Here is a 12,248-nt window from a genome sequence, read left to right on the forward strand (position 1 = left end):
ATCTCCCCGGCCACCGCGGCGCGCGCCCGCACCACCGGCGCCGTGCACCGCCCGCCGCCGCCCCGGCGCACGTTCTCGTCGGGGCAGCGGGCGCTGCTGTGGGCGGCCGGCGTGCTCGGCGCGCTCGCCATCGTCATCGCGATCCTGATCGTCCTCAACGCCCAGGACCGCAGGGACAACGCACCGCCACCGCCGACGGTGACCAACACCATCACCGAGACCACGCCGTACGAGTCGCCGGCCGCCATGCCCGACGAGCTGCCCGATTGGACCGATTCCGGGACCATCGGTCATGGTGGAGACAACTCCGGGGTAACCCACCCCGGCGCGACCGCCGCGCCCGCCCCCATCGGCGCGCTGCCTCCGGCCCCAGCACAGACATGGCTTCCCACACAGACATGACCACCCCACAGCACTTGTCCGACCGCTACGAACTCGGGGAGATCCTCGGTTTCGGCGGGATGTCCGAGGTCCACCTCGCCCGCGACACGCGCCTGCACCGCGACGTCGCGATCAAGGTGCTGCGCGCCGACCTGGCCCGCGACCCGAGCTTCTACCTGCGTTTCCGGCGCGAGGCCCAGAACGCTGCGGCGCTGAACCACCCCGCGATCGTCGCGGTGTACGACACCGGCGAGGCCGAGACCCCGACCGGCCCGCTGCCCTACATCGTCATGGAGTACGTCGACGGCGTGACGCTGCGCGACATCGTGCACTCCGAGGGCCCGATGCCGTCGCGGCGGGCGCTGGAGGTCATCGCCGACGCGTGCCAGGCGCTGAACTTCAGCCACCAGCACGGCATCATCCACCGCGACGTCAAACCCGCGAACATCATGATCAGCAAGACCGGCGCGGTGAAGGTGATGGATTTCGGCATCGCCCGCGCGCTGGCCGACTCCAACAGCGTCACCCAGACGGCGGCGGTCATCGGCACCGCGCAGTACCTGTCGCCCGAACAGGCCCGGGGGGAGAAGGTCGACGCCCGCTCGGACGTGTACTCGCTGGGCTGCGTGCTCTACGAGATCCTCACCGGCGAGCCGCCGTTCGTCGGCGACTCCCCCGTCGCGGTGGCCTATCAGCACGTCCGCGAGGATCCGGTGCCACCGTCGCGGCGCAACCCCGACATCACCCCCGAACTCGACGCCGTGGTGCTCAAGGCGCTGGCCAAGAACCCGGACAACCGGTATCAGACGGCCGCCGAACTGCGCAGCGACCTGGTGCGGGTGCACAGCGGCGAACCGCCCGAGGCGCCCAAGGTCCTCACCGACGCCGAACGCACGTCCTTCATGTCGAGCGCGCCGGGCCACGACCGCACCGACCCCATCGGGCACATGCCGCGCCCCGAACCGCGCCTGGCGCAACGCAGCCGGGGCGGGTCGGTGGGCCGCTGGCTGGCCGCGGTCGCGGTGCTGGCGATCCTCACCGTCGTGGTGACGGTGGCGATCAACATGTCCGGTGGCGACACCCGCGCCGTGCAGGTGCCCGACGTGCGCGGCGAGGTCTCCGCGGAGGCGATCGCGCAGCTGCAGAACGCCGGGTTCGCCGTGCGCACGGCGCAGGAGCCGAACTCCGAGGTGCCGCCCGACCACGTGATCGGCACGACGCCCGAGGCCAACACCGAGGCCGACGCGGGCGACGAGATCACGATCAACGTCTCCACCGGCCCCGAACAGCGGGAAGTTCCCGACGTGAAGTCGCTGACCTACGCCGAGGCGGTGCAGCAGCTCACCGACGCCGGGTTCGGCCGGTTCCGCCAGCAGACCTCACCGTCGACCCCGGAACTCAAGGACCGGGTCATGGCGACCAATCCGCCGGCCAACCAGACCTCCGCGATCACCAACGAGATCACGATCATCGTCGGGTCCGGGCCGCAGACCCGGGCGGTGCCCGAGGTGGTCGGTCAGACCGTCGAGTCGGCCCAGCAGATCCTCACCGCGTCCGGGTTCGGCAATTCGGTGCCCGCCGAGGTGGACAGCACCGAACCGGCCGGCCAGGTGCTCGGCACGACGCCCACGGCCGGGCAGAGCGTGCCGGTGGACACGCTGATCCAGCTGCAGGTGTCGCGCGGCAACCAGTTCGTGATGCCGGACCTCACGGGTCAGTTCTGGACCGACGCCGAGCCGCGGCTGCGGGCGCTGGGCTGGACCGGCGTGCTCGACAAGGGCGCCGACGTGCCCAACAGCGGGCAACGCCCCAACGCGGTCGTGCGTCAGACCCCGTCGCCGGGCTCCGGGGTGAACTTCGACAGCCGGATCACGCTGAACTTCGCGTCGTAGCCGCGGAGACGGCCGTGGCCACCTCGTCCTCGAGGCGACGGACCAGCGCCTCGGCCGGGGCGGCGCCGCAGTAGCCGAGCCAGTTGGCCAGCATCCGGTGCCCGCCCTCGGTGAGGATCGACTCCGGATGGAATTGCACGCCGTGGACGGGTAGTTCGGTGTGCTGCACGCCCATGATCACCCCACCGGGGGTGCGGGCGGTCACCTCGAGTTCGTCGGGCACCGTGTCGGGCAGGATCGTCAGCGAGTGGTAGCGGGTGGCGGTGAAGGGGTCCGGCAGCCCGCGCAGCACGCCGGCGTCGGCGTGCTGGACCACGCTGGTCTTGCCGTGCAGCAGCTCCGGTGCCCGGTCGACGGTCGCGCCGAACGCCACCCCGATCGCCTGGTGGCCCAGGCACACGCCGAGCAGGGGAGTGGCGGCCGCCGCGCACGCGCGGACCAGCGGGATGGAGGCGCCCGCCCGCTCCGGGGTGCCGGGGCCGGGGCTGAGCAGCACACCGTCGAACTGGTCGACGACCGAGGCGATGGCCGTTTCGCCGCTCAGCCGCGGGTCGTCGTTGCGCCACACCTGCGCCTCGACGTCCAGCTGGCCGAGGTACTGCACCAGGTTGAACACGAAGCTGTCGTAGTTGTCGACGACCAGGATCTGCATCAGCCCAGGTTACTGGGTCCGGCGGGGTTGCTCAGTAGCCGATCGGCCCGACCGGTTCGGCGTACTTTGTCCGGACCGGCTCGGTGTGCCCGACCAGGGTCACCTCGGCCTTGGGCTCCTCGGTGTAGCCCAGCCCGAACCGCACCACGTACTGCTTGTAGAGCGTCACCAGCGGCGCCGCCGACAGCGCGGCCTGCATGGCGGACGCGTCGCCGACCGCGGTGATGACGTAGGGCGGGCTGTAGGTGCGGCCGTTGAGCAGCAGGGTATTGCCGACGCAGCGCGGCGCCGAAGTGGCGATGATCCGCTGGTCCTGCATCTGCATGCCCTCGGCGCCGGCGCTCCACAGCGCGTTGAGCACGGCCTGGATGTCCTGCTGATGCACGACGAGATCGTCGGGGGAGGCGTCGAGGGGGAAGTTACCGTCCGCGTCGCGCTGCGCATCGTTGAGCGTGACCACCAGGCCGGGACCCTTCATGGGGTTCATCCCCGCGTCGGCCGCCAGTGCATCCGAGCGGGCGGTGATCGCCGCGAGCGCCGCATCGGCGCCGGGGGAGCCGCCGTGATGACCGTCGATCTGCGCGGCCAGCGCATCTCGTTCGGCGCTGAGGCGGTCGGTCGACTGCTGGGCCTCCCGCACCAGGTCGACCAGCCGCGGGGCGTCGCTGCGGCGGATCTCGTCACCGCCGGACACCCCGTGGGTGGCGGCCAGCAGCAGACCGGCGGCCAGGCACACCACCGGCACCCCGAACCGCCAGCCGGACCGGCGCGCACCCGCGGCGCGCGGCGGCGCAGCGGGGCCGGGCTGCGCCGTCGGCTCCGTGGGCGCTGACGGTCCTACGTTAGGCTCAGGGGGCATCCGCACCATCGTCGCACTCCGGCGGCGGTCTTCGCACCGCTGTCGGACGCGACCGACAGCCCGCAAAGGTAGCCATGCCCAAGTCGAAGGTCCGCAAGAAGAACGACTTCACCGCCAGCGCGGTGAGCCGGACTCCGGTGAAGGTCAAGGCCGGGCCGTCGAGTGTGTGGTTCGTCGCGCTGTTCATCGGGCTGATGCTGATCGGCCTGATCTGGCTGCTGGTGTTCCAGCTCGCGGCGACCAACCCGATCGACGCGCCGGGCATGCTGCAGTGGATGGCCGACCTCGGTCCGTGGAACTACGCCATCGCGTTTGCTTTCATGATCACGGGTTTGTTGCTCACGATGCGCTGGCGCTGACCGGCGACGCCACCGGATTGAATTCATTCTTCGACAGGTGAGCGGTCGGCACAGCAACCACGGAGCAGGTCAATCACAACGGTGTAGTTCATCCCCATTGGGGATAGCACATGTGGATAACCTCATTAGCAGCGGTAAACAGGTGTGGAGAACCCGTGCAGCAAACTGAGTGGAGCCCACCCGCGCTCGGAATTGCAGGTTGCGGCCTCTTCGGCGTTCTGATGGCTATTGCTGCTGTGACTGTCGTCACAGATCCGCCGGGCCGAATTCTGACCGGGGTCGCTGCTGTGGGGCTGCTCACGTTTGCAACGATGTCGTGGCGGACGCGGCCCAAGCTGGCTATCACCGACAGCGGGCTGGCAATCCGCGGGTGGTGGCGCACGCAGCGGCTCACGCCGCCGGACATCAAGCTGATCCGCATCACGGAGTTCCGCCGGCTGGCGCGCACGGTGCGGCTGCTGGAGATAGAAACGACCGACGACCGGCTGCAGGTGCTCACACGGTGGGATCTCGGGGCGGATCCCCTCGCCGTGCTCGACGCCCTCACTGCAGCCGGCTACGCCGGTCAGCGCTGACCGGAAACGGTCAGTGGAGCTCTCTAGGAGATCGTGACCGACTCGATCACCACGGGATCGGACGGCCGGTCGTTGCGGTCGGTGGGGGTGGTGGCGATCGCGTCGACGACCTGCTGCGACTCGGGGTCGACGACCTCACCGAAGATGGTGTGCCTGCGGTTGAGGTGGGGGGTCGGTCCCACGGTGATGAAGAACTGCGAGCCGTTGGTGCCCGGGCCCGCGTTGGCCATCGCCAGCAGGTAGGGCTTGTCGAACTGCAGCTCGGGGTGGAACTCGTCGGCGAACTGGTAGCCCGGGCCGCCACGGCCGGTGCCGGTCGGGTCGCCGCCCTGGATCATGAAGCCGGAGATGACGCGGTGGAACACCGCACCGTCGTAGAACGGGCCGGACGTGCTGCCCGAGGCGTTCTCGGTCTTGTAGTCCTTGGTGCCCTGGGCCAGGCCGACGAAGTTCGAGACGGTCTTGGGGGCGTGGTTTCCGAACAGAGCGATCTTGATGTCGCCACGATTGGTGTGCAGGGTCGCCGTCGCGGTCTGAATGGGGCTCGTCACGGAACGTCAGTCTGCCACTTACCGGTCCGGCGCCCGACGGCACCCGTCGGCCCCGGCCGATGCCGTCCGCGCGCGACGGGAATGATGGCAGGCTGTAGACGCCGAAGACGCCGCCAGGGAGGTACGCCCATGACACGCACGCTCGAAGCCCGGATGACCCCGCAGCAGCGGCTGGCGCGCGGCCTGCGCTACAGCGCGCTGGGCCCCGTCGACGTCACCCGTGGTGCGGTCGGTGTCGGCGCGCAGTCCGCCGCGGCCACCGCGGCGAGCCTGCGTCGGCGTTACCGCAGCGGGCAGCTGCGCAAGGAACTGGCCGCCGCCCAGGGCGCGCTGGCCGGCCAGTTGGCGATCGCCCAGGAAGTCGTCACGGGGCTGCCGCAGGCGCTGCAGGAGGCGCGGCAGCCGAAGCGGCGCCGTCGTGCGCTGGTGCTGCTGGGGGTCGGGGCCGGCGTGCTGGCCGTCGGCGCGGTGACGTTCTCCATCGTGCGGCGCTCCACGCAGCCGGAGCCCTCGCCGCTGCCGCCGAGCGTCGAGGTGACGCCACGGCCCTGATCGCTACAGCGCGGGGGCCAGTTCGGGCGCTCCGAGCGCCGCGTAGGCGTTGCGGTACTTCTCGCGCAGTGCCGTGCGCAGCGGTTCGCCGATCTGCGCCAACCGGCGCGGGTCGGTGTTGTCGGCGAGGTCGGCGAGTTTGACGACGTGCGCCAGCTCGTCGCCGAGGATGCGGCGGTAATAGACGGCGTCGGGCACATCGGCACACCGGGTCAGCAGCACCACGGCGTCGACCACCCGTCGGGGGATACCCTCGGCGCGCAGATCGGCGGCGGTGAGCTCGGAGTCCTCGATGACGTCGTGCAACAACGCGGCGGCCTTGGCGTCCGCGGTGTCCAGCCGGGCCGCGACGCGGCGAGGATGGTCGATGTAGGGCCGGCCGATCTTGTCGAGCTGTCCCTGATGCGCCTTCTCGGCGATCTCGTCGGCTCTGGAAACCAACGCCTCGTCGGACAGCTCGAAAGCCATGCGCCGCACCTCTTCTCGATAACGGTCACAGTGTGAGTGGAGCCTAGGAGATTCGAACTCCTGACATCTGCCTTGCAAAGGCAGCGCTCTACCAACTGAGCTAAGGCCCCTCGACGGTCAGGCGGTCCGTTCGTCGAGCGCGTGCCACACCTCGGGGCCGTGCCGCGAACGCCATACGTGCACCGACACCGCCACCCCGGCCAGCACCAGGATCCATCGCATGGTGCCGCCTTTCGGTGGGCCGGGCCGGTGCCGAACCAGCCTGTCCAGTGGGCCTAGGAGGACTCGAACCTCCGACCTCTTCGTTATCAGCGAAGCGCTCTAACCGCCTGAGCTATAGGCCCGTGTCGTCACCGGTGAGTGCACCTGCGACGAGCGACGAGATTACCGTAACCGCGGCCCTCGCCCCAAATTCGACTAGTCGCGGTCGGCCAACGTCACTTCCACGCCGCCGACCAGGTCGGTGGTGAGGTTGTAGATGAACGCGGCCGCGGTCGCCATCGCGCTGAGGATCACGATGTTGACCAGCCCGATCAGCGCGGCGCCGCCGAAGATCGTGCCGCTGGACACCAGTTCGCCGCCGCTGGCGCCGCTGGTGCTGGTCAGCAGGTCCCCGACGTTGCTGTTGAGCTTGTCCCACACGCCCATCCCGCCGAGCGTGAGGTAGAGGAACGCCACGGCGATCATCCACACGAAGAACAGCGCCACCGACAGCACCAGCGACACCTTGAGCGTGCTCCAGGGGTCGATACGGCGGATCTGCATGCTGGCACGAACAGGTCCGCGGGACTGGTGGCCCCGGCCGGCGACCTGCACACGTCCTGCACCCGGGCGGGCGCCGGCGTCCCGGTCGGGACGGTCGGCGGCCGGCTTGCGCTGCTGCGGCGGGCGCGGCACCGGGCCCGACAGGTCGGGTAGTTCGCTGGCGTAGGCCTCCGGCCGCGGGGCGTCGGGGCGTTCGGTGGTGCGCACCGGCGACGGCGCCTTGGTCTCCTCGGTGGGCGCCGATCCGCTCACCGGGAACCGGTTGGTCGCCCTGGCCTCGGCGCCCGGCGCGTGGGCGGGGGACCCGCCGCTGCGCGGAGCGTCCTGGCGCGGGGCCTCCTGGCGGGGCGCGTCGGTCCGCGGCGCCCCGCTCTGGGGCGGGCGGGTGCTGCGGCCACGCTGCCACGGCGGCACATCGCCGCCACCCTCGTGAGCGTGGCCCGCAGAGCCGGCGGGCGAGCCGTTCTCCCGGCCGGCCCGCGGCGCGGCAGCGCCGTTACCGCTCCCGGCGCCGTCGCCCCCGCGGGGGTACCCCGGCTCGTTCGGTGCACTCACCTACAGCTCCTCACTGGTCAGACCGATTCGGGGTCGGTGTTGACCTCGTCGGTGCTGTCGCCCGCCTCGGCGTTGCGCGCGATGGCGATCAGTGTGTCGCCCTCACCCAGATTCATCAACCGGACGCCCTTGGTCTGCCGGCCGGCCTTGCGGACCTGCCGGGCACCCGTCCGGATGACTCCGCCGCCCGAGGTGATGGCGTACAACTCCGTGTCGTCGTCGACGATCAACGCTCCGACCAGATTGCCACGTCGGCGGTCGTACTGGATGGTCAGGATGCCCTTTCCACCGCGACCCTGGGCGGTGTACTCCTCGATCGAGGTCCGCTTGGCGTACCCGCCGCTGGTGGCGACCAGCAGATAGGTGTCGGGCCGGATGACGTTCAGCGACAGCAACTCGTCGTCGGCGTTGAACCGCATGCCCTGCACACCGGAGGTGGCTCTACCCATCGGCCGCAGCGCCTCGTCGGTGGCCGAGAAGCGGATCGACTGGCCCTTCGCCGACACCAGCAGCAGGTCGTCCTCGGACGAACACAGCACCGCACCGACCAGTTCGTCGCCGTCGCGCAGGTTGACCGCGACGATGCCGCCCGAGCGGTTGGAGTCGAAGTCGGTCAGCCGGGACTTCTTCACCAGCCCGTTGCGGGTGGCCAGCACCAGGTAGGGCGCGTCCTCGTAACCCTTGATCTGGATGACCTGGGCGATGCGCTCCTCGGGCTGGAAGGCCAGCAGGTTCGCGACGTGCTGACCGCGCGCGGTGCGCGACGCCTCCGGCAGCTCGTAGGCCTTCGCCCGGTACACCCGGCCCTGCGTGGTGAAGAACAGGATCCAGTCATGGGTGGAGCAGACGAAGAAGTGGTTGACGATGTCGTCCTGCTTGAGCCCGGCGCCCTGCACACCCTTCCCGCCGCGCTTCTGGCTGCGGTACAGGTCGGTCTTGGTGCGCTTGGCGTACCCGGTCTCGGTGATCGTGACGACGACGTCCTCGCGGGCGATGAGGTCCTCGTCGCTGACCTCGCCGTCGGCCGGCACGATGCGGGTCCGGCGGTCGTCGCCGTGCTTGTCGACGATCTCCTTGAGCTCGTCGCGCACGATCGCGCGCTGCCGCTCCGGCTTGGCCAGGATGTCCTCGAGGTCGGCGATCTCGGCCTCGATCTTGGCCAGGTCGTCGACGATGCGCTGACGTTCCAGGGCGGCCAGGCGCCGCAGCTGCATGTCCAGGATCGCCTGGGCCTGGATCTCGTCGACGTCGAGCAGCTCCATCAGGCCGCTGCGCGCGACGTCGGCGTTGGCCGACGCCCGGATCAGCGCGATCACCTCGTCGAGCGCGTCGAGCGCCTTGACCAGACCGCGCAGGATGTGGGCCCGCTCGTTGGCCTTGCGCAGCCGGTAGCGGGTGCGCCGGACGATGACGTCGAGCTGATGCTCCACGTAGTAGCGGATCAGCTGGTCGAGGCGCAGCGTGCGCGGCACCCCGTCGACGATCGACAGCATGTTCGCCCCGAAGCTGGTCTGCAGCTGGGTGTGCTTGTAGAGGTTGTTCAGCACCACCTTGGCCACGGCGTCGCGTTTGAGCTCGACGACGATGCGCAGGCCGACCCGGTCACTGGACTGGTCCTCGATGTTGGAGATGCCGGCGAGCTTGCCGTCGCGCACCTGCTCGGCGATCGAGGTGATGAAGTTGTCGTGGTTGACCTGGTACGGCAGCTCGGTGATGACGATGCCGGTGCGGCCGCGGTTGTCCTCTTCGATCTCGACGACGCCGCGCATGCGGATCGACCCGCGACCGGTCTTGTAGGTGTCCTCGATACCCGAGGTCCCGACGATCAGGCCGTGGGTGGGGAAGTCCGGACCCTTGACGCGTTCGCAGACCGCGGCCAGCGTGGCTTCCTCGTCGGCGTCGTGGTTCTCCAGGCACCAGTACACGGCGTCGGCGAGCTCGCGCAGGTTGTGCGGCGGGATGTTGGTCGCCATCCCGACCGCGATACCGCCCGAACCGTTGGCCAGCAGGTTGGGGAACCGGCTCGGCAGAACCGTCGGCTCCTGCACCCGGCCGTCGTAGTTCGGGATGAAATCGACTGTCTCCTCGTCGATTTCACGCAGCATCTCCATCGCCAGCGGAGTCAGCCGTGCCTCGGTGTACCGCATCGCCGCCGGCGGGTCGTTGCCCGGCGAGCCGAAGTTGCCCTGGCCGTCGACCAGCGGGTAGCGCAGCGACCACGGCTGGGCCATCCGGACCAGGGTGTCGTAGATCGACGCGTCACCGTGCGGGTGGTAGTTACCCATGGTCTCGGCGACCGAGCGGGCCGACTTGGCGTGGCTGCGGTCGGGCCGGAAGCCGGAGTCGAACATCGCGTACAGCACGCGGCGGTGCACGGGCTTGAGGCCGTCGCGCACCTCGGGCAGCGCGCGCCCGACGATCACGCTCATCGCGTAGTCGATGTAGCTCCGCTGCATCTCCTGCTGGATGTCGACCGGTTCGATCCGGTCGCCGGCTTCCCCTTCCGGGGGCAGCGTGGTGTCAGTCATGTATCAGTCCCTCGTGACGGTTGGACTTCGGGAGTCGATCAGACATCAAGGAAGCGAACGTCTTTGGCGTTGCGGGTGATGAAGCTGCGGCGGGCCTCGACGTCCTCGCCCATGAGGATCGAGAACAACTCGTCGGCGGCCGCCGCGTCGTCGAGCGTGACCTGGCGCAGCACCCGCACCGACGGATCCATGGTGGTCTCCCACAGTTCCTTGGCGTCCATTTCACCGAGACCCTTGTAGCGCTGGATGCCGTCGTCGGTGTTGATCTTCTTGCCGGCCTTGCGACCCGCCTCGAGCAGGCCGTCGCGCTCGCGGTCGGAGTAGGCGAACTCCGGCTCGCTGCGCTGCCACTTCAGCTTGTAGAGCGGCGGCTGCGCCAGGAACACGTGGCCGTTCTCGATGAGCGGCTTCATGAACCGGAACAGCAGCGTCAGCAGCAGCGTCGAGATGTGCTGGCCGTCGACGTCGGCGTCGGCCATCAGCACGATCTTGTGATAGCGCAGCTTGGCCAGGTCGAATTCGTCGTGGATGCCGGTGCCCAGCGCGGTGATGATGGCCTGCACCTCGGTGTTCTTGAGCACCCGGTCGATGCGCGCCTTCTCGACGTTGATGATCTTGCCGCGCAGCGGCAGGATCGCCTGGAACATCGAGTCCCGGCCGCTCTTGGCCGAGCCGCCGGCCGAATCACCCTCTACCACATACAGTTCCGACTTGCGGGGATCGGTGGAGCGGCAGTCGGCCAGCTTGCCGGGCAGGCCGCCGATGTCGGTGGCGCTCTTGCGCCGCACCAGTTCCCGCGCCTTGCGTGCCGCGATACGGGCCTGCGCCGACGAAACCGCCTTGTTCACCACCGTTTTGGCCTCGGCGGGGTTCGCCTCGAACCAGTGGGTGAGCTGCTCGTTGCAGACGCGCTGGACGAACGACTTGACCTCGGTGTTGCCGAGTTTGGTCTTGGTCTGCCCCTCGAACTGCGGCTGGCGCACCTTCACCGAGATCACCGCGGCGAGACCCTCGCGGATGTCGTCACCGGTGAGGTTCGGGTCCTTGTCCTTGAGCAGCTTCTTGTCCTTGGCGTACTTGTTCACCACGGACGTGAGCGCGGCGCGGAACCCTTCTTCGTGGGTGCCGCCCTCATGGGTGTTGATGGTGTTGGCGAAGGTGTGCACGGACTCGCTGTAGCCGGCGTTCCACTGCATCGCGATCTCGACCTCGTGGCTGTCGCCCTTACCACCGAAATCGATGATGCTCTGGTGGATCGCGGTCTTCGTGCGGTTGATGTGCTTGATGTAGTCGACCAGGCCATGCGGGTAGTGGAACGTGCGGTGCTTGACCTTGTGCGTGCCGGTCTTCTCGGCGGCCTTCTCCTCGGCGGACTTCGGCGCCTCGGCGGTGTCGCTGACGACCTCGTCGACCACCTCTTCTGCGGTCACCCGCTCGTCGGTGAGCTCGATGGTCAGGCCCTTGTTGAGGAACGCCATCTCCTGCAGCCGGCGGGCGATGGTCTCGAAGTCGTAGTCGGTGGTCTCGAAGATGTCCGGATCCGCCCAGAACCGGATGGTCGACCCGGTCTGCTTGGTCTTCTCACCCTGTTTGAGGGTGCCGGGCACCGACCGGTCATAGGTCTGGAACCACTCGTACCCGTCGCGGCGGATGTCGGCCTCCAGGCGGGTCGACAGCGCGTTGACCACCGACACGCCGACGCCGTGCAGACCACCGGACACCTGGTAGGCGCCCTCTTCGAACTTGCCGCCGGCATGCAGCACGGTCATCACGACGTCGACGGTCGGGACGCCGGTGGCGTGCATCGCGACGGGGATACCGCGGCCGTCGTCGGTGACCTGGACGCCGCCGTCCTCGAGGATGCGCACGTCGACCTTCGAGGCGAAACCGGCCATCGCCTCGTCGACGGCGTTGTCGACGACCTCCCAGATCAGATGGTGCAGACCACGCTCACCGGTGGAACCGATGTACATGCCCGGACGTTTCCGGACCGCTTCAAGGCCTTCGAGGACCTTGATGGCATCGGCGCCGTACTCCTGGGGTGCACTCTTCTTCTGGGCAGCCACGTTGGACGGGTCTCCTTGGTCTTGGCTGGGGATTGCCGGCGCAGG

The 12,248-nt window shown here is 69.1% G+C and carries 11 protein-coding genes, 2 tRNA genes and 1 pseudogene; 5 read left to right on the top strand and 9 right to left on the bottom strand.

All coding sequences use genetic code 11. The features are described 5' to 3' along the window. A pseudogene (locus E4P42_RS19235) lies at nt 1–402 on the top strand (serine/threonine protein kinase); the annotation flags it as partial. Continuing rightward, nucleotides 399–2,273, top strand: coding sequence for a Stk1 family PASTA domain-containing Ser/Thr kinase (gene pknB, locus E4P42_RS19240; RefSeq protein WP_135127674.1), 1,875 nt, complete (start codon nt 399–401; stop codon nt 2,271–2,273). The pseudogene E4P42_RS19235 and the gene pknB, both read left to right, overlap by 4 nt. Here pknB and E4P42_RS19245 read toward each other — a convergent pair. Both E4P42_RS19245 and E4P42_RS19250 read right to left on the bottom strand, forming a co-directional pair. Further along, nucleotides 2,251–2,925, bottom strand: coding sequence for an aminodeoxychorismate/anthranilate synthase component II (locus E4P42_RS19245; RefSeq protein WP_135127675.1), 675 nt, complete (start codon nt 2,923–2,925; stop codon nt 2,251–2,253). The two genes, pknB and E4P42_RS19245, sit on opposite strands and share 23 nt — an antisense overlap. A 31-nt stretch (nt 2,926–2,956) precedes the next feature. Then, nucleotides 2,957–3,793 carry a DUF881 domain-containing protein gene (locus tag E4P42_RS19250; protein WP_135127676.1) on the bottom strand — a complete coding sequence of 279 codons (837 nt, stop codon included), beginning with the start codon at nt 3,791–3,793 and terminating at the stop codon, nt 2,957–2,959. 65 nt (nt 3,794–3,858) lie between these two features. On the opposite strand from E4P42_RS19250, the gene crgA reads away from it, so the two are divergent. Further along, a complete protein-coding gene (gene crgA, locus E4P42_RS19255; protein WP_135127677.1) occupies nt 3,859–4,143 on the top strand; it encodes a cell division protein CrgA in 285 nt (94 codons plus the stop codon). Between the two features lie 155 nt (nt 4,144–4,298). Continuing rightward, nucleotides 4,299–4,718, top strand: a complete 420-nt coding sequence (locus E4P42_RS19260; protein ID WP_135127678.1) for a PH domain-containing protein — start codon at nt 4,299–4,301, stop codon at nt 4,716–4,718. Between the two features lie 23 nt (nt 4,719–4,741). Here the strand turns inward: E4P42_RS19260 and E4P42_RS19265 are convergent, their stop codons facing one another. After that, entirely contained in the window at nt 4,742–5,269 is a 528-nt protein-coding gene (locus tag E4P42_RS19265; protein WP_135127679.1) for a peptidylprolyl isomerase, read from the bottom strand. 129 nt (nt 5,270–5,398) lie between these two features. On the opposite strand from E4P42_RS19265, the gene cwsA reads away from it, so the two are divergent. Next, entirely contained in the window at nt 5,399–5,821 is a 423-nt protein-coding gene (cwsA, locus tag E4P42_RS19270; protein WP_135127680.1) for a cell wall synthesis protein CwsA, read from the top strand. Between the two features lie 3 nt (nt 5,822–5,824). On the opposite strand, the gene E4P42_RS19275 is transcribed toward cwsA, so the two are convergent. From E4P42_RS19275 to gyrB, 6 genes are all read right to left on the bottom strand, one after another. After that, nucleotides 5,825–6,289, bottom strand: coding sequence for an HD domain-containing protein (locus E4P42_RS19275; RefSeq protein ID WP_135127681.1), 465 nt, complete (start codon nt 6,287–6,289; stop codon nt 5,825–5,827). 37 nt (nt 6,290–6,326) lie between these two features. Next, nucleotides 6,327–6,399 (bottom strand) — tRNA-Ala (locus tag E4P42_RS19280). Between the two features lie 160 nt (nt 6,400–6,559). Continuing rightward, nucleotides 6,560–6,633: transfer RNA gene (locus tag E4P42_RS19285), tRNA-Ile, on the bottom strand. 73 nt (nt 6,634–6,706) lie between these two features. Then, nucleotides 6,707–7,609: a DUF3566 domain-containing protein gene (locus tag E4P42_RS19290; protein WP_135127682.1), complete on the bottom strand. Its 903-nt coding sequence runs from the start codon at nt 7,607–7,609 to the stop codon at nt 6,707–6,709. A gap of 17 nt (nt 7,610–7,626) precedes the next feature. Continuing rightward, nucleotides 7,627–10,137 carry a DNA gyrase subunit A gene (gene gyrA, locus E4P42_RS19295; protein WP_135127683.1) on the bottom strand — a complete coding sequence of 837 codons (2,511 nt, stop codon included), beginning with the start codon at nt 10,135–10,137 and terminating at the stop codon, nt 7,627–7,629. A gap of 38 nt (nt 10,138–10,175) precedes the next feature. Continuing rightward, nucleotides 10,176–12,203 carry a DNA topoisomerase (ATP-hydrolyzing) subunit B gene (gene gyrB / locus E4P42_RS19300; RefSeq protein ID WP_135127684.1) on the bottom strand — a complete coding sequence of 676 codons (2,028 nt, stop codon included), beginning with the start codon at nt 12,201–12,203 and terminating at the stop codon, nt 10,176–10,178. Between the last annotated feature and the right edge of the window lie 45 nt (nt 12,204–12,248).

This window comes from Mycobacterium sp. PS03-16, assembly GCF_004570325.1.
Taxonomy (GTDB): domain Bacteria; phylum Actinomycetota; class Actinomycetes; order Mycobacteriales; family Mycobacteriaceae; genus Mycobacterium.

What these genes read in the sequence shown, in the direction of transcription:
- pknB (WP_135127674.1), top strand. Translation starts at nt 399, where the DNA reads ATGACCACCCCACAGCACTTGTCCGACCGCTACGAACTCGGGGAGATC.
- E4P42_RS19245 (WP_135127675.1), bottom strand. Translation starts at nt 2,925, where the DNA reads ATGCAGATCCTGGTCGTCGACAACTACGACAGCTTCGTGTTCAACCTG.
- E4P42_RS19250 (WP_135127676.1), bottom strand. Translation starts at nt 3,793, where the DNA reads ATGGTGCGGATGCCCCCTGAGCCTAACGTAGGACCGTCAGCGCCCACG.
- crgA (WP_135127677.1), top strand. Translation starts at nt 3,859, where the DNA reads ATGCCCAAGTCGAAGGTCCGCAAGAAGAACGACTTCACCGCCAGCGCG.
- cwsA (WP_135127680.1), top strand. Translation starts at nt 5,399, where the DNA reads ATGACACGCACGCTCGAAGCCCGGATGACCCCGCAGCAGCGGCTGGCG.
- E4P42_RS19275 (WP_135127681.1), bottom strand. Translation starts at nt 6,289, where the DNA reads ATGGCTTTCGAGCTGTCCGACGAGGCGTTGGTTTCCAGAGCCGACGAG.
- gyrA (WP_135127683.1), bottom strand. Translation starts at nt 10,137, where the DNA reads ATGACTGACACCACGCTGCCCCCGGAAGGGGAAGCCGGCGACCGGATC.